General features: G+C 46.4%; 16 protein-coding genes and 1 tRNA gene. All 17 read right to left on the bottom strand.

Annotated elements, in window-relative coordinates:
• Positions 1-65: 65 nt before the first annotated feature.
• Positions 66-140, bottom strand: a tRNA-Gln gene (locus RWM02_RS10100).
• A 76-nt stretch (positions 141-216) separates the two neighbouring features.
• Positions 217-906 (bottom strand): MOSC domain-containing protein, encoded by a 690-nt coding sequence (locus RWM02_RS10095; protein WP_314071890.1) that lies wholly within the window; start codon positions 904-906, stop codon positions 217-219.
• 7 nt (positions 907-913) lie between these two features.
• A complete protein-coding gene (locus RWM02_RS10090) occupies positions 914-1,600 on the bottom strand; it encodes a DUF4230 domain-containing protein (protein ID WP_314071887.1) in 687 nt (228 codons plus the stop codon).
• Positions 1,601-1,825: 225 nt separating this feature from the next.
• Positions 1,826-3,037 carry a threonine ammonia-lyase gene (gene ilvA / locus RWM02_RS10085; RefSeq protein ID WP_314071884.1) on the bottom strand — a complete coding sequence of 404 codons (1,212 nt, stop codon included), beginning with the start codon at positions 3,035-3,037 and terminating at the stop codon, positions 1,826-1,828.
• Between the two features lie 140 nt (positions 3,038-3,177).
• On the bottom strand, positions 3,178-3,603 hold the full coding sequence (locus RWM02_RS10080; RefSeq protein ID WP_314071881.1) for a CoA-binding protein: 426 nt from the start codon (positions 3,601-3,603) through the stop codon (positions 3,178-3,180).
• On the bottom strand, positions 3,596-4,729 hold the full coding sequence (gene trmA / locus RWM02_RS10075) for a tRNA (uridine(54)-C5)-methyltransferase TrmA (protein WP_314071879.1): 1,134 nt from the start codon (positions 4,727-4,729) through the stop codon (positions 3,596-3,598). The genes RWM02_RS10080 and trmA overlap by 8 nt, the downstream gene beginning before the upstream one ends.
• A 2-nt stretch (positions 4,730-4,731) precedes the next feature.
• On the bottom strand, positions 4,732-6,426 hold the full coding sequence (locus RWM02_RS10070; protein WP_172603259.1) for a Na+/H+ antiporter NhaC family protein: 1,695 nt from the start codon (positions 6,424-6,426) through the stop codon (positions 4,732-4,734).
• Positions 6,427-6,898: 472 nt separating this feature from the next.
• Positions 6,899-7,645, bottom strand: a complete 747-nt coding sequence (locus RWM02_RS10065; protein WP_314071877.1) for an SDR family NAD(P)-dependent oxidoreductase — start codon at positions 7,643-7,645, stop codon at positions 6,899-6,901.
• A gap of 9 nt (positions 7,646-7,654) precedes the next feature.
• Positions 7,655-8,866, bottom strand: a complete 1,212-nt coding sequence (locus RWM02_RS10060) for an ankyrin repeat domain-containing protein (RefSeq protein WP_314071875.1) — start codon at positions 8,864-8,866, stop codon at positions 7,655-7,657.
• Positions 8,867-8,929: 63 nt separating this feature from the next.
• Complete coding sequence (locus tag RWM02_RS10055) at positions 8,930-9,427, bottom strand: HIT family protein (RefSeq protein ID WP_314071874.1); 498 nt, start codon at positions 9,425-9,427, stop codon at positions 8,930-8,932.
• Between the two features lies 1 nt (position 9,428).
• Positions 9,429-10,214 carry an indole-3-glycerol phosphate synthase TrpC gene (gene trpC, locus RWM02_RS10050; protein WP_314071873.1) on the bottom strand — a complete coding sequence of 262 codons (786 nt, stop codon included), beginning with the start codon at positions 10,212-10,214 and terminating at the stop codon, positions 9,429-9,431.
• Positions 10,211-11,476, bottom strand: coding sequence for a tetratricopeptide repeat protein (locus tag RWM02_RS10045; RefSeq protein WP_314071871.1), 1,266 nt, complete (start codon positions 11,474-11,476; stop codon positions 10,211-10,213). Before RWM02_RS10045 ends, trpC begins: the two co-directional genes overlap by 4 nt.
• Entirely contained in the window at positions 11,452-11,829 is a 378-nt protein-coding gene (locus RWM02_RS10040) for a YkgJ family cysteine cluster protein (protein ID WP_314071868.1), read from the bottom strand. The genes RWM02_RS10045 and RWM02_RS10040 overlap by 25 nt, the downstream gene beginning before the upstream one ends.
• Positions 11,826-12,521 carry a tRNA1(Val) (adenine(37)-N6)-methyltransferase gene (locus RWM02_RS10035; RefSeq protein WP_314071866.1) on the bottom strand — a complete coding sequence of 232 codons (696 nt, stop codon included), beginning with the start codon at positions 12,519-12,521 and terminating at the stop codon, positions 11,826-11,828. The genes RWM02_RS10040 and RWM02_RS10035 overlap by 4 nt, the downstream gene beginning before the upstream one ends.
• On the bottom strand, positions 12,518-14,500 hold the full coding sequence (locus RWM02_RS10030) for a vesicular transport factor Uso1p (protein WP_314071864.1): 1,983 nt from the start codon (positions 14,498-14,500) through the stop codon (positions 12,518-12,520). Before RWM02_RS10030 ends, RWM02_RS10035 begins: the two co-directional genes overlap by 4 nt.
• Before the next feature lie 2 nt (positions 14,501-14,502).
• Complete coding sequence (locus RWM02_RS10025) at positions 14,503-15,453, bottom strand: NAD(P)-binding domain-containing protein (protein WP_122862852.1); 951 nt, start codon at positions 15,451-15,453, stop codon at positions 14,503-14,505.
• A gap of 261 nt (positions 15,454-15,714) precedes the next feature.
• On the bottom strand, positions 15,715-16,465 hold a 751-nt coding region (locus tag RWM02_RS10020), incomplete at its 5' end, for a 3-deoxy-7-phosphoheptulonate synthase (protein WP_314071861.1).

Raw genomic sequence — 16,465 nt, 5'->3', positions numbered from 1 at the left:
ACCGCCGACCTTCGGGTTATGAGCCCGACGAGCTACCACTGCTCTACTCCGCGATGAAATTTGAGTGGATGGGGTAAGAGGATTCGAACCTCTGGATGATTGGACCAAAACCAATTGCCTTACCGCTTGGCGATACCCCAGCCTGTAAAAAGAAAGGTGATTATATATATTTTTACCTTATTTGTCAAGCTTTTTGGCAAATTTTCGCCGTTTTTTTCAAAGTTTTTCCATAAAAGCCGTGCTATACGAGCCGTTTAAGCGTCTGTTTATATCGTTCTGCCAGCTTGCAGGCAGCGCTTCTAGCGCTCTAAATTTGGGCAATAAATCCAAATTTTCGCTCGGATTAAAAAATAGCTTGTTTATCTGCATTATGCTTAGAGCATTTTTGTTTTTTTGCAAGATCTCTACCTCGCAGCCGGCCTTGCACGACCCGTTTTCAAGCACTTTATAGTACCAGCCGGTTAATCCGGTGACAAAAATCTCTTTGGCTAAATTTGCATTTCCCCAGCGTTTTGCGAGCTTAAAACACGGTTTTCTAGGCTGGGTTACTTGCAGCACCAGCGAGCCGATTTTATGGACGTCGCCCACATTTACGCTAGTTTCATCTAGTCCGCTAACGGTCAAATTTTCGCCCATCGCGCCTAGCGGCAAATTTTTAAGCCCAAGATAAGCTTCCCACGCGGGATAGTTTTCTAGCGAATTTGCAAACACGGCTTTATTTACGCCGCCGTGATGCTTGGTGTCGGCGACCTCGTCGCCCTCAAAGCCAAGCTCGTTTGCGTAGATTTCGCCCGTCTGCGCATTTTTAAATATCGCCGAGCGCCAAGCCTTGCCCAGCTCGTCCGTGGCCGCCACGCTGCCGTACTGCCTTGCTTTACCTATCAAGAGCGCTTTTACGAATGCCATCTTGTCCTCACGCCACGTTTTGTAGATTTAGCCTGACCTGCTCGCCCTCGTCGTTAAACTCAAATCTCACCGCCCTAGCCCCAAAACTCTTTGCGATCGCTTCTAGCGTATCGCGCGCGGATTTGTGGATCTTGGACTGGAGCTGATTTATCAGGCGCACGGACATCTTTTCGACCTCGGCGCGCGCCTCCTCGATGAGCCTGTTTTTATCCTCCTCGCTAAAACTACTACCGAAAAATCCGTTTAGCGAATCAGGCAGCAAAAATGGGATAAATTTACCGTTTTTCTCATCGTAAAATTTCATATTCGCGATCGAAAATTTGTATTTGCAAGGCGGCATCTTGATGAGATACTCCTCGTTCGCGACGTTTACGATCTCTAGGCGCGGGCTCGTTAGGTCGTAGATGAAATTTATCTCAAACTCAAATATCATCGAGAGCTTTTTCTCGCTCACCAGCCAGCGCAGATACTCCTTGCCGAAGCTACCGAATGCATGGTCGGTCTTAGTCACGATCTCTTTACTATAGACCTGAAAAACGGATAGCTCACCGATGGATTTTAGCTGCGATATCTCGGTGCTGATCTGCGTAGTCGCGGGCTTTTGCGCGGTTTTTAAGGCTTTGTTAAATCTAAAAATCATAAATACGCAAATCGCTAGCAAAATCGCTAAAATAAAGCTCGTAACATCTATCATCTTTACTCCTTTAAAAGGCGATTTTAGCGAAATTCGTTAAAATAATCGTTAAATTTGAGCTTTTGGCTGTTTTATATCGGTATAAATTTGAATTGTAAATTTAAATTTAGCAAGCTTTTAGAGCGGGTGCGGTTTGGCAAAACCCGTACCTTTAAGATACGGGTTTAAATTTGGCTCAAATTCGCTCCAAATTTAGCAAGCAAATTTGAGCTCAAATTTAACCGCCTAAAACACCTGAATAAATTTAAAATCATGCTCTCTGAGCACTTTTTTGATGAGCTCTTGATGATCCTCGCCCTTGGTTTCGAGCGTGATCGTGATATTGGCGTCGCCGTACTCTAGGCTAGTAGAGAAGCGATCGTAGTCGATTTTCACGATATTAGCATTTGCGATCTTTAGGCTATCGGTTAGACTCATGAGCGCGCCGGGTTTGTCGATCAGCGTGATTTGCAGCGCCATCTTGCGGTGGGATTTGATGAGACCCTTTTCGATGATGACGTTTAGCATTTGCACGTCGATGTTTCCGCCGCTTAGCACGATGCCGATACGCTCGCCGGCTTTAAATTTGACCTTGTTGTGCAGGATGCTAGCTACGCCGACCGCGCCCGCGCCCTCGACTACGATCTTTTGCGTCTCGAGCAGGAACAAAATCGCGTTTGCAATCTCCTCGTCGTCGACCTGCACAAACTCGTCCACGCACTCCAGGATATTTGTCAGCGTCGTCTCGCTAGCGTCTCGAACCGCGATACCGTCGGCGATCGTGCGCACGGTTTTTGAGTTTATGCTTTTTTTAGCGCTAAAGCTGTTAAACATCGCAGGCGCGCCCTTCGCGCTCACGGCGACCACGCGGATGTCTGGGTTTACCTGCTTTACGCAACTTGATATACCGCTTATTAGCCCGCCGCCGCCGACCGGTACGATGATAGTCTCAAGCTCGGCTAGATCGTCAAGCATCTCAAGTCCCACCGTGCCCTGCCCGGCCATCACGTACTCGTCGTCAAACGGATGGATAAAGCTCATGCCCTGCTGCTTGGCGTACTCGACGGCGTAGGCGTAGGCCTCGTCGAAGTTATCGCCCTTTAGAATGACTTCGGCGCCTAGATCTTTGGTGCCTAACACCTTTAAAAGCGGCGTGGACTCGGGCATCACGATGGTAGCGGGCGTTTTAAACTCGCGCGCCGAGATAGCTACGCCTTGGGCGTGATTGCCCGCACTTGCTGCGACGACGCCTTTTTTGCGCTCGTTTGAGCTTAAATTTGCGATTTTATTATACGCGCCGCGGATCTTGTATGCGCCCGTGCGCTGGAGGTTTTCTTCTTTTAGATAAATGAGCGCGCCGCTTGCGAGGCTTAGTTTCGCACTGTAAGCAAACGGCGTCTTATACACAAAGCCGCTTATAGTGCGCTTGGCTTGGATTATTTTATTTAAAGAGATCATTTTAGCCTTTCGTTTTTGTTTAAATTTTACTTTTCGTCGCTTTTACTCGCGCGTTTATTTACCGTATTTTTGCTTACGTTTTCTTTATTTTTATTTATATTTTCGTTTTTGCCGTTATCTGCTACGTTTACGGCGCCGCCTCAAAATCGAGCCTCGCCGTCAAATTTAGACCAATCAAGCCTTTGAAGCTCGATTTTTATGCACTTATCCTGTACGAAATTTATCCCGTTTTCGCGCGCGACAGCTCCTGCTTCGTCGTTTGTTATCCCCAGCTGTAGCCACAGCGTTTTCACGCCTTTTTTGACGGCGTCCTTTACTAGCTCGCTAGCAAACTCGCCCTTTCTAAACATCACGGCGATATCGATATTTTCATCTATTTGGGTCAAATTTCTATAAACCTTGCGCCCTAAAATTTCATCAAATTTTGGATAGACGGGAAATACACTAAATCCGCTCTCAATGAGAAATTTTGCCACCTCGTTGCTAGGCTTGCTCTCATCAGGACTAAGGCCCACGACCGCGATATTTTTAGCAGAGGATAAAATTTGCCCCAAGTCGCTAGGCATTTTTACTCCTTAAAAGCACGCCGCACTCGATGTGAGCAGTGTTTGCAAACTGATCAAAGACGGCAAATTTAACCGCCTCATGCGTTAGGGCAAGCTGCGCTATATCGCGTTTTAGGCTTTGCGGCGAACAGGAGATGTAGATGATATTTTCGTAGTTTTTGATGAAATTTATCACGCTCTCATCAAGTCCCGCGCGAGGCGGATCGACCAAAACGTGCGAAAAGTCGTAGCTAAAGATATCAAGCTCTCTTAAGCGGTTAAACTCGCGCTCGCGCCCAAACGCGCTCATTAGCTCCTCGGCACTCATTCGCAAAAATTTGATGTTATCTACGCCGTTTAGTTCGCAGTTTTTAAGGGCATTTGCGATCGAGCTTTTGGATATCTCGGTCGCCAAAACGCGCTTAAATTTTTCCGCCATCGGGACGGTGAAGTTGCCGTGTCCGCAGTAAAGCTCGAGCAAATCCGCGCCGCGCTCTACGCAGACCTTCGCCCATGCGACCATCTTTTCGTTTACGGCGGTGTTTGGCTGGATAAAAGCTCCGTCGCCGAATGTAAATTTGTAAATTTTACCGCCGATATTTAGGCTATCTAGCAAATTTAACTCGCCGCTTAGCAGCTTTTGCCCCTTTGCTCTCGCAGCGATCGTCACGCGGTGACCGGCAAGCTCGCGCGCTAAGCTTTCTATCTCGCTCTGTTCGGCTTGGCATAGACGCTTATGATAGAGCAGCGTCGCTAGTATCCCGCTCGCGCACGAGATAAACTCGGCGCCAAAGAGCCTCTCTTTTAAAATTTGATTTTTCATAAGCGCTTCAAGCAAACGCGGCATCAAATTTGCGATAGGAGCGGCTACTTTTGGGCATTCGTCTATCATAATCCGCTTGGTTTTGGCACCGTGCATCGTGTATGCTAGATCGACCGCGCTATGCCAAATATCGTGCCAAATTCCAAACTCCGCCCTCGTGCGGTAAGCGGCCCTCTGCGAGGCGAAAAACTCAAATTCGCCGCGGTAAAACGGTTCAAATTCGCGCCTTATGAGATCTTTTTTAAATTCAGCCTGCTCCTCATAAGGCATATCAAGAGTGCAGCTACCGCACTCTCCTAAAAATTTACAAAACTTATCGGGCAAATTTAAACCTTTTGCCCGACGAATCTAACCACTAATGCCGTCACCAAAAGCCCAAATGGAAGCACTATCCAGATACTTAGGCCAAGCGCGGTCGGGAAGTATCCCGCAAAAATACTAATCGCGCAAACGGCAAGCGCATAAGGCATCTGAGTCTGGACGTGATCGATGTGGTTACACCCCGCGCCCATGGACGAAAGTATCGTAGTATCCGAGATCGGAGAGCAGTGATCGCCGAATATCGCGCCCGTTAAAACGGCTGAGATATTTACTATCATATACGCGTGCAAGGCGTCGCCCTCTAGTCCGCTGTGCATGCCCACCGCGCTAGCTAGCGGTATCGCAAGCGGCATCAAGATACCCATCGTGCCGTAGCTGGTGCCGGTAGAAAAGCTGATAAACGAACCCAGCATAAAAATCGCCGCCGGAAGGACGATCTTTGGCGTAGACTGCGAAAGCAGATCGACTAGGTAGCGAGACGTGCCGAGCTCCTTGATCACCGAGCTAAGCGACCAAGCAAGAAGCAGGATGATGATCGTAGTTATCATGGTTTTCCAGCCCTTACCCCATGTCTCTATCGCCTCGCGCACGGTTAAAATTTTTCTATAAACGGCCATAAATATCGCCACTATCGTAGCTAACAAAGCTGACTGAAATAGCGCCACCGATGCATCAGCTGCGCCAAAAGTAGCCTGGAAGGTGTGGAACGTAAGCGGATGAGCCTTCGCGCTCTCAAGAGCCTCGCCCTCAAGCGAGCCCAAACCGCTAAAATAAAAGCTAACGAACGCGCCCAAAATAAGCACCAAAAGCGGCACGATCGCGTTTGAGCTTTGTAGTTTTATGTTTTCTTTAGGCTCTAGCGTCTTATCCTCGACGTCCTCTATCATCGCTCCGTCGCGTCTAGGGTGTAGTTCGCCCGCTCTAGCTCTGCGCTCGGCTTTTAGCATACCGGCAAATTCGCGCCCCATAAATGCGGTGCAGACGATAAAAAATAGCATGAAAAGATTGTAAAATCTATAAGGCATCGTCTCGACGAAGATGCTAAAAGCGTTTACGTTCGTTATGCCGATGAGCTCGTAGCCTTGTTTGATCAGCGAGATCTCAAGTCCGACCCAAGTCGAGATGACGGCTAGGCCCGCTATCGGAGCGGCGGTAGCGTCGATGATGAAGGCTAACTTTTCGCGAGAGACTTTAAATTTGTCCGTTATCGGGCGCATGATCGGGCCCACGATGAGGGAGTTCGCGTAGTCGTCAAAAAAGACGAAAAGTCCCATCACCCAGGTTGAAATTTGAGCCGAAACGCCTGTTTTAGCCTTTTTGCTCAGCCATATCGCCACGGCTTTGGTTCCGCCCATTTTGGTGATGAGCGCGACCACGCCGCCGATACAAAGCACCTGAAGCACGATGCCCGCGTTCCAGCTATCGGCTAGCGAGCCCACGACCCTTTTTACGATGTCGGTAAAGCCCTTTACGAAGGTCATCGGGATGCTTGAATCGATGACGTTTATGAGAAACGTACCGCTAAAAACGCCGATAAACAGCGACAAAACGACGTCTTTGGTGATAAACGCCAAAACTATCGCCACCACGGGCGGTATGAGCGTCCAAAAGCCGAAAATTTCGGCATTTTTTTTCGCTACTTCGGGATCTACGGCTAGCGCCAAGATCGGCAAAAGCGACAAAAATAAAATCTTTTTCATCAAAAACTCCTTTTTGTTTTTCGTCGGTTTAATCAAATTTTCCGCCCCGCGTGCCATCGGTCGGTATTTAAGGCATAAATTTAGCTAAATGCGGCTTAAATTTTTGTTTTAAATTCGCTTAGAATTCAAAATTTTTAGCTCTTTATTAAAATTTTATGTTAAAAATGAAGCTTTTGTGGAAATTTTGCTTAAAATGGCGCCAGACGGTAAATTTAAATTTGCTCGTAGTTTAGATTTTACGGGAAATTTTAGCTTTGATTTATCGGTCAAATTTGGTATTTAGCGAGCCGTGCGTCATTTGCACGAAAGAAGATTAAATTTAGATTTTCGTTTCAAGATTGAGCGGGCTCGGGCAATGTAAATGCAGCCTCGCTTCCGCTGCTCAAATTTGAGATCAGGCGTAAATTTAGGATTAAATTTGACCAAAAACAGCCGAATTTAATCCTAAAATCCACAAATTTGACCGCAAAGCCTACTTTTTCTCGATAAAAAGCCCGGCCCAAGTCTGCTGCGTCGCCATCGCCTCGACGACGTTGATATTGACGCGGTGAGGCATATTTAGGCAGTTTAGCACGATCTGTGCGATATCCTCGGCCGTGATGTACTCCACGCCCTCGTAAACCGCGTCGGCCTTAGCCTTATCTCCGCCGAAGCGAACCTCGCTAAACTCGGTCTTGCAGATGCCAGGAGCTATCTCGGTTACGCGTATGCCGGTGCCGCGGATGTCGTTGCGCAGATTTCTACTAAACTGCTTTACAAACGCCTTACTCGCGCCGTAAACGTGACTGCCCGGATACGGCCATGCGCCAGCGGTCGAGCCTAGATTAAAGATATAGCCGCTCTTTCGCGCGATCATGAGGGGCAAAACGGCCTTGGTCGAATATAAAAAGCCTTTGATGTTGGTATCAACCATCGTCTCAAAGTCCTCGATGTTAGTCTCCGCCACGCCTTTAAGCCCCAGCGCCAGGCCTGCGTTATTTACGAGCACTTCGATATCGCGAAACTCCTGCGGCAAATTTGCCACGCCGTCAAAAACCGCCTTTTTATCGCGGATGTCGGCGACGATGATATGCGTATTTCCAAGCTGTTTAGCTAAGGCCTCGAGCCTTTCCTTGCGGCGAGCGAGCGCTACGATCTTGTAGCCTTCGCGGCTCAGCATCCTAGCTATCGCTTCGCCAAAACCTGACGTAGCTCCCGTGATAAAAGCCGTTCCTTTCATATTTTCTCCTTATTCGGTGATCAAATTTGACTCAAGCCCCATCGCCCTTAGATACTGCGCATTGATCTCCTTTTTGCCGATGATCGCGTAGTCTAGGGCGTTTAATCCGTTATCGTCCACCGCCTGCACGTCCGCGCCGTTATCCACCAAAAGCTGCAATATCTCCACGTCAGCCGCCCCCGCCGCGCTCATGAGCACGCTTTTTGACGCCGCGTCAAAGTCGCAGAGCTTCACGAAGCTCGGTAGTTGGACGCTCAAATTTGAGCTATAGGCAAGCTTGGTGCTCACGTCTATCAGCCTTTTGTTTACCAGCGCTCCATTTTTGAGCAGAAATTTGACCAAATTTATGTCGTTTAGCTGCACAGCCTTAAAAAGCGGAGTGATGCCGAGCAGATTTTCGTAGTTTACGTCTGCGCCGCTAGAAACCAGGAGCTTTACGTTATTTAGGTTTTTGAGTGCAAAAAATAGCGAACTCTCAAATCCGTAGTTTAAATTTACACCCGCGCGCAAGAATTCCTTTATCACGTCCTCGCTTTTTTCGTAAAGAAGCGCGGCGTTAAATGCGTTTTGCAGCGAGCTTTGCGAGATAGAGCCAGAATATATCGCCTCATTTATGCCGTATTTTGTAAAGGTCGGGTCACTAACTTTTCTTGCAAACTCGTCCATATCGCCGTTTTGCAAAGTCGCCGCGGCAAATTTTAAAAACTCGTTTGCAACCTTTGAAGCGTAGTAAATCGCGCTGCCTTCGTCTATTTTGAAATTTGATTTGTAGTAGTTTACCAGCAGCCCCAAGACGGCGTTGTAGTCTTTGTTAAAGTCCTTAAAAACCGTGAAGTTACTTAAACTTTGATGTCCCCAGTAGCGAAGCCTGGCTCTGTTTTGCGATACGAGTTTTTCGTATTCGTCTGGACTCTCTAGCTCTTTGGCATAAATTTCGGGCGCATAGGAGGCTTTTAGTATCTTAAATTTAAACTCGTTTAAATTTTTATTCGCTAAATTTCCAACGCAAGCAAGGCTTTCGGCGCGGATCTTTTGAGCGGCCGAGAGTAAAATTTGAGCCTCTTTTATCCCCAGGATAGAGTCCTTGCAATTTGGCTCAAATTCTCCCGAAAATGTTAAATTTTGCGAGAAAAACCGCTGCTTTTCGATTAAAGCGTCATCGCAGCTAAAATCTGCAAAAACAAAAGTAAACGACAAAAATATCGGCAAAATAAATCTCATCGTATGCCTCAATATCTTTTAATTTTGATAATTCTACCAAAAAATAATTTGGTAAAAATAAATTTACTGCTCATTAAAGCAAACGTCCGCAAACGCGGCTTTTAGCTTCTCGTAAAGCGGAGTAAAAGGCACGCCGTTTACGCGCACTTCGGCGATAGACGTGATAAAGTTCGTATCTCCGCTCCAACGCGGCACTAGATGATAGTGCACGTGCTCTGCGATACCCGCACCCCCTGCTTTGCCCAGATTCATCCCGATATTTACGCCCGCCGCATTTAGTTCGCGTTTTAAAATTTTTACGCCCTCGCGCACGTAAGCGCTCATCTGCGACCACGTCTGCTCGTCTAGGCTTTCGATATTATCGGTATGCACGTAAGGTATCACCATAAAGTGCCCCGGCGTATACGGGTAGAGATTCATGATCCCAAAACACCGCTTCGCGCGAAATAAAACGCCAGTCTGCGCGTCTTTTTCTGGGTGATTTACGACGTTGCAAAAGACGCAGCCCTGCTCCTTTTTGCCGAAATATTCGCTCCTCCACGGCGCGCAAATGTGATCCATCCTAGCCCTCCTTTACGGTTTTTACGGCTTTTACCAAGTCCTCTTGCCTCATAAAATGCTCGCCTATCAAAAACGCATCGGCTCCTTGAGCGTGAAGCTCTTTTAGCTGCGCATGCTCGTAGATACCGCTTTCGGCGACGATGACGCTTGCGTTTTTGATTTTAGAAAACAGCTTCTCGCAAAGGCTCATATCCATCTCAAACGTGCTTAAATTTCGGTGATTTACTCCGACTATCTTTGCGCGTGCGAAATTTGACTTTTCTACGTCCTCTTCATCGTGCGTCTCCACTAGTGCCTCAAGCCCGAGCGATCGCGCGTAATCAAGCAGCCGCTTTAACTCGCCCGCGCCAAGAGCCTTTGCGATAAGCAAGATAAAGTCGGCTCCGTAAACGAGCGCTTCTAAAATTTGATACTCGTCTACGATAAAATCCTTGCGAAGTAGCGGCAGCGAGCTTGCCTGTCTGATAGCGGCTAGATACTCTAAATTTCCTTTAAAAAAATGCGGCTCGGTTAGAACCGAAATAGCGTTTGCGCCGCCATTTTCATACTCTTTGGCTATCTCTACGGGCGCGAAATTTTGCCTTATTAGCCCCTTGCTAGGGCTTGCTTTTTTGACCTCGGTGATGATGCGATACGGCTCGTCTGCGCTACTTTTTAGCGCTTTTACCGCGTCTTTTATCTCGCGAGGATTTTTCGCCGCGAGCTCTTGTAGCTTTTCAAAAGGCGTTTGCGATTTTCGCAGCGCCAAGTCCTCTTTCGTTCGTTCAATTATCTGATCTAGTATCATTTTTTACCCTTTTTTAAGCACCCTTTGATAGCGTTTATGTGCTCTTTGCCTTCGGGCGAATTTACAAATTCCTCGTCGTGCAGGACTTGTTGCATTATCTCGTCAGCCTTTTTGCACTCGCCAAGCTTATAGTATCCCCACGCTAGCGAGTCAAGATAAAACACCGACCCGGGCTCTAGCTCGAGGGCTTTATTTACCAGATCTATCCCCTTTTTCGCGTCTATATCGTGGTCGATGAGTAGGTAGCCGTAGTAGTTTAGATATAGCGCATTATTTAGCTTTACGGCTGATTTTTCAAAGTTATTTATGACTTGCTTTAGGCTATCTTTATCTATCTTTTTGGTTTGTTTGTTTGTGTCTCTTTCGTATTGATATATCGCCATTTTGGCTTGGTATTCGAGATTAAAGCTCTTATCAAAGGCTTCCTGCGCCTTTTTATAAGCCCTAGCAAAATCCCCCGTCGCAGCGTAAAGATCCATCAAAGCGTCGTCGTTGTAGGAGTATTTTTGCAAAAATTTGATCGCACCGTCGTAGTTTTTTTGATAGACGTAGACGCCGAGCGCCTTTTCGAGATAGATTTTTTCTTTCGTTGCTTCAAAAAGCCCCTCGTAAACATCGATCATATCGGAGTAGCGGCCGTCCTGTGCATAGATATCAACTAGCGCCGTGCAGGTCTCGACCTCGCAGCCGTCGATACGGCGCGAGCTCTCCAGATGCCTGATCGCCTCTTTTTTGTCGTTCATTTTATTGTATAAAAGATCGACTATTCGCAGTAGATTTTCCACGCTCCTATCTAGCTCGTACGCGCGCTCTAGCTCGCCTAGAGCGGCTTTGTTGTCGTTTTGCATCGAGTAAACGGCAGAGAGCATGACGTGGTTTTTGGAGACGTCCTCTTTTTTGACCAGCTCTTGCATTATCTTTGCCGCTTCGTCTAGTTTGTTTTCGCTCATCAAATTTGCGCCTTGTATGCGAAGCACGTCTACGTCGTCTTTTAGCACCTTTTGGCTGAGCGCTAAAATGCTTTTAAAATTTACGTTTTTAGAAAAAAACGCGAGTCTGAGCGCCTCTTTTAGATAGTCCGTGTTTTTAGTTTTTTCGTAAAGCTGCTCGTAAAGCTCGGTCGCCTCGTCGTGCTTGGCGTTTTCGACCGCCAAAAGCGCCTTGATAACGTATAAATTCTCGTCAAAATCGTCTTTGGCGGCAGCAAAACAAACAAGCAAAGCCGCCAATATAAATTTTAAAATCGCCTTATTCCCGCGCATTCTTTCTCCAATTCATTGATTTTATCCTTAAAATAGTCCCAAAACGGAAAGGTGCGGCACTGGCTCGGGCGAAAGTCGTAAACCGAGCAGTTTTTTGCCGTTTCGTCAAAAAATACGCACGCAAATCCGCCCTCATAGGGCTTTTCTTTGAGGCTAAATTTGTATCCGAATTTATCTAAAAATCGCGATCTAAAATCATCCTCGTTTATTTTTAAATGTTCCGCTAGCGCCGAAATTTCCGCCGAGCTTATCCATATATAGCCGCTTTCTCCCGTGCAACATTTACCGCCGCACCGCTCGCACTTGCTAGCGTCAAATTCATATCCAAAGCCACTTTGTCTTAGCAAATTCACTCTAGCGCGTCCTTGCTTTGCGTATTTGCCGCGGCAAAAATTTCAGCTGCCTTTTTACTATAAACGCCGCCTTCAAAAACGAAAATCGGAGGCAAAATTTGAGCTAAGGATTTTGAGCTTTTTTTAGCTTCGATGAGCGCCAAATTTGCCGCGGCGTCCGCTTTTGGATGCACGAAGCAAAGCCTAGTAAGCGTAAATTTAAACTCGCTCAAACAAAGCAAAATTTCAGCTAGGCGCTTAGCGTCGTAGCAAAAGCTAAAAACTCCGCGCGGCTTTATCAGCGAATTTGCGCTACCCACAAGCTCTCTAAGCGGTAAATTTTCGCTATATCTAGCGGTGCGCAGATGCTCGTTCTCGCTTTTTTTCACACCGTCGTGGTAAAAGGGCGGGTTTGAGACGATGAGATCATATCTTTTTTCGCTCTTAAATTTAGCAAAATCAGCTGTTATAAATTCGGCTTCAATACCGTTTTGGCTAGCATTTTCGGCGGCTAAATTTACGTTAGCTTCTAAAACATCAAGCAAGCTAAGCGAAATTTTGGGAAAATCGCGCTTTAAAAGTAGCCCCAAAACCCCGCTACCGCAGCCGACCTCTAGCACCTCGCCGCGCACTCCGCCCTCACGGATAAAGTCATACAAAAACATCGTATCGCTGTTGTAGCGGTAACCGTTTTTGGGCTGAGTGATTATCATCTATATACCTTGATGATAAATCCTTGCTTATCCTGAGACGTTATAATGTCGTTACTATACGATATGCGAGAAAAGTCGCCAAATTCGTCTTTTATCATCTCGCCAGCAACCTTAGCGCGCTCCTTGCCGATACCGAAATTTGCATATGAGTTGATCTTTTCGAGTTCATCTTGCGGGATCACTTTTGCCGCTTTTGACGTGGCGATAAAGTTACCTCGGCTCACTATCGGCGTGATCTCGAAATAATAATTTGAATTATAACTCTGCAAAAAGTCGCTTACCTTGTTTTTGCAAACTTGCGTCGGCCTGTCTGAGCCCACGCTCATATCCGAGCACTCGACCGAGGCGATGAAAACAACTTTTTTAGGCACTTCGGCTCTAAAATTTAGCTGGATTATCTTTTTTAGATTTTCATTTTCGCTCATCAGCTCTTCGTTTTTAGTTAGTATCTGCGCCACTTCGCCCTTTGCGATGTTTTTTTGTGTACTTGTTTTGGCTAAATTTTCCTTCGTGTCGCTTAGATCTTTAGCTCCGTCTTGTATCTGTTTTTTTAGAGTCGCGAGCTCTGCGTCTTTTTGCGTCAAAAGCTCATTTAAAGCATCTAGTTGCTCTTTGTTTTCCTTGGCTGTTTTGATGTCGTTTTCAACTAAAGTCGTGATTTTGTTATTTAAAATTTTATAGTTTTGGATGTTTTTTTTACCAGCGGCGATCTCGTCTGCTAGCAGTTCTTTTTGGATATTTAGCGACTCGTTTAGATCGACCACCTTGGCTTCCGCGCTTTTTAACGAACTATCTTTTTTTGAGACCTGATCTTCTAGCTCATAAATTTTACCCTTTAGCTCGGTTACGTTTCGCTCGGTATCTTGACGCTCTTTTTCGAGCTGATTTTTTAGCTTTTCAAACTCCGTTTTGTGCATGGCTAGGATTTTTTCTACCTCTTTTTCAAAGCCCTTTTTCTCTCTCTCAAGCTTTGCGACCAGCTCTTTATTTGTCGCGTTTAGCTCGCTATTTATTGATTTTAGTTTGGCTTTTGACTCAGCTTTTTTATTTGCGTTTTCGAGGCTCGCTTCAAGCTCGCTTATTTTTTTCTTGTCCGCGTTTTGCTCTTTTTCCAGAACCTCTATCCTGCTTTTGGTTAAATTTTGAGTGTTTAGCGCCTGGGCGTTGTATTCACTCGCGATCCTTTTTATCTCGGTATCTTTTAGTCCTAGCTCGTTTGTAAGCCTAGCGTTTTCGCTCTTTAGTTTTGCGGCCTCCTCGGTCGCAGTTCTTAGTTCGCTTTCAAATTTAGCTTTAGCAGAAGTCGCTTCATTTTTTAGCTCGTCGTTTTGAGCTTCGAGCCGTTTTAACGCATTTTGGCTCTCGTTTTGCGTTTTGGCGCTTGATTTGTCAAATTCGCTCTGCTTTTTTTCAAGCTCGGCTTTTAGAGTCTTGATCTCGCTACGAAGCGAAGTCAAATTTTGCTCTAAATTTTTATTTTTTTCGTTTTCTTCCTGCGCTTTGGCTAGTTTTTTGTTTAGCTCGTCGATCGCGCTTAGACGCTGTTTGTCATTAGCGTTAGCAGCTTGTTTTCGCCTAGTTTCCAGCTCGGCTTGTTGATCGTTTAAGAGGTTTGAGATTTCTAGATTTTTACCGACTAGATCGACGTTGTCGTCATAAAGCAGCTTATTTTGAGCGCGCAGGACGCGGATTTGTTCTTTTAGCTCGGTTTCATTGCCTAAAATAGGCGCGTCCGTATAGTTCGCATCCAAATTTTTAGCGTATTGTTCCTGCGGCGCGGTTTGGCTTTGCGGGATCAAATTTTCTTTAATCGGTATATTTACGCGCTCGTTTTTAGATATCTCCTCGACGTTCATTATCTGCACGGCGAGTTCCGTTGGCCTTGCAGACGGCTTCGTAAACTCGAAATACAAATAATACCCGCCCAGCGTGAGCAAACAACCGCAGATAAAAAATAAGACTAAATTTAACGCTCTCAATTCTATTTTTCCTTGATGTCTTGGACTACCTTATGCGCGTGATTTAGCGCGAGCACGATCGAGCCGCCGTTTTTTAGCACGATGTCGCCGCCGATATATAGCCCGCCGACGCTGCTTTCATAGTGCTCGTTTACAACCGGATCTTTATCCGCATCGAGCTCTACTCCGCATTTTTGTAGAAAATCCACCGGAGTCGAGCCGCCGATAGCGTAGACGACCCTGTCGTAGACTCTGATTTTTCCGTTTGAAAAGTGCACTCTCACGCGTCCGGATTCGTTTTCGATCTCCGTGATATCGTGATTTAGTCGCACTTTTAGCTTATTTGCTTTTTCTAGTTCCCATAGCGCCGTTACGTTTACGTCGTTTACGCGGCTAAATTTATCCTTGCGGTAGGCCAGCGTAGTTTTGTTGTATTGGCATAGCTCGATAGCGTACTCTACGGCCGAGTTTCCGCCGCCTACTACGAGTACTTTTTCGCCGCTAGAACAGGAGTTTAGGTTAAAATTTATAACGTTGTTTAGCGAAGGTGGGATCTTATAGTCGGGCTTGTTCGGGCGCCCCATTTTACCGATACTTATCATCACGTTTTTGGCTTGATAGTCGCCCTTTGCGGTGTGCACGAAAAACAAACCGTCCTTTTTCTTTACGCTTTCGACCTCGGAGTTAAACACGGCCTCGATCTTTTCCTCGTCTAGCAGCTTATCGAAATAATCAAGCGTGCTCTCCTTCGTGCCGTCCTCAAAGGATACGATACCGTGGATGGTGCTGTCCTGACCTTTATACTCTTTATCCACGCGCTTATTGTCTTTGTAAAATTTTCTTATAGTTTGACTGTGGTTGTCGCCCTTTTCGAGAAGCAAAACTTTTTTTAATCCATTGGCTCTCGCCTCTACGACGGTCGCGATGCCGCAAGGGCCGCCGCCTATCACGATAATGTCGTAAACATCGCTCATTGTTTCTCTCCGATTTGATAATTTTTCATTAATGTAGCGAAAATTGTATTAAATTTTAAGAAATTCGCGAAATTTGGGGTAAATTTAATTTAAAAGCGGAAAAAGCAGTAAAATTTGAAAGACAAAAGGCGGGCGTGAGCAAATTTGACTCGTTTAAATTCCGTAAATTTACGAATCAAATTTGAGCCTCGCCAAATTTTGATAAATTTAATGCGTCAAATTTAATAGGCGCAAATTTCATCAAATTTACGCCCGCTAAAGCTAAATTTTCTTTAAAAACTCAGCGATTAAAAACGCTAGTTCTAGCGACTGATCGGCATTTAAGCGCGGATCGCACTGCGTTTCGTATCTGTGCGCGAGATCATCCTCGTTTAGTTTAAACGATCCGCCCGTGCACTCGGTCACGTCTTGGCCCGTCATCTCTAGATGCACGCCGCCCGCATGCGTACCTTCTGCTCTATGTATCTCAAAAAAGCTCTGCACTTCGGCTAGGATTTTGTCAAATTCGCGCGTTTTGTAGCCGTTTGCGGCTTTTATCGTGTTGCCGTGCATCGGATCGATGCTGTAGACGATATTTAGGCCTTCGCGTTTTATCTCGCGTAAGATTTTCGGTAGTCGCTCGCCGATTTTATCAGCGCCCATTCTGATGATTACGTTTAGTCTGCCCGCTTCGTTTTGCGGATTTAGCGCATTTGCTAGCGCGATGACGTCTTGCGCGGTTGCGTTTGGTCCGATCTTTACGCCTAGAGGATTGTGTACGCCGCTTAGAAAATGCACGTGAGCGTCGTTTACACCGCGCGTACGCTCGCCGATCCAGAGCATATGCGCCGAGCAGTCGTACCAGTCGCCGGTGAGGCTATCCTCTCTAGTTAGAGCCTCCTCGTACGGCAACAAAAGCGCCTCGTGCGATGTGTAGACCTTGGTTTCGCTGATTGCGGGCGTATTTGAGGCGTTTATGCCGCAAGCCCCCATAAACGCTAGAGTTTGGCTCAGCTGCCTGGCTAGCTCGCCG

It is taken from the genome of Campylobacter showae (assembly GCF_963515975.1).
Lineage (GTDB): Bacteria > Campylobacterota > Campylobacteria > Campylobacterales > Campylobacteraceae > Campylobacter_A > Campylobacter_A showae_F.
The sequence above is the reverse complement of the archived record's forward strand: the minus strand, read 5'-3'. Positions and strand labels throughout refer to the sequence as shown.

Coding starts and splice junctions, on each gene's coding strand:
- RWM02_RS10065 (WP_314071877.1), bottom strand. CDS start 7,645: ATGAAAGGAACGGCTTTTATCACGGGAGCTACGTCAGGTTTTGGCGAA.
- RWM02_RS10070 (WP_172603259.1), bottom strand. CDS start 6,426: ATGAAAAAGATTTTATTTTTGTCGCTTTTGCCGATCTTGGCGCTAGCC.
- RWM02_RS10035 (WP_314071866.1), bottom strand. CDS start 12,521: ATGATAATCACTCAGCCCAAAAACGGTTACCGCTACAACAGCGATACG.
- RWM02_RS10045 (WP_314071871.1), bottom strand. CDS start 11,476: ATGCGCGGGAATAAGGCGATTTTAAAATTTATATTGGCGGCTTTGCTT.
- RWM02_RS10080 (WP_314071881.1), bottom strand. CDS start 3,603: ATGCCTAGCGACTTGGGGCAAATTTTATCCTCTGCTAAAAATATCGCG.
- trpC (WP_314071873.1), bottom strand. CDS start 10,214: ATGATACTAGATCAGATAATTGAACGAACGAAAGAGGACTTGGCGCTG.
- RWM02_RS10060 (WP_314071875.1), bottom strand. CDS start 8,866: ATGAGATTTATTTTGCCGATATTTTTGTCGTTTACTTTTGTTTTTGCA.
- ilvA (WP_314071884.1), bottom strand. CDS start 3,037: ATGATCTCTTTAAATAAAATAATCCAAGCCAAGCGCACTATAAGCGGC.
- RWM02_RS10090 (WP_314071887.1), bottom strand. CDS start 1,600: ATGATAGATGTTACGAGCTTTATTTTAGCGATTTTGCTAGCGATTTGC.
- RWM02_RS10055 (WP_314071874.1), bottom strand. CDS start 9,427: ATGGATCACATTTGCGCGCCGTGGAGGAGCGAATATTTCGGCAAAAAG.
- RWM02_RS10025 (WP_122862852.1), bottom strand. CDS start 15,453: ATGAGCGATGTTTACGACATTATCGTGATAGGCGGCGGCCCTTGCGGC.
- RWM02_RS10095 (WP_314071890.1), bottom strand. CDS start 906: ATGGCATTCGTAAAAGCGCTCTTGATAGGTAAAGCAAGGCAGTACGGC.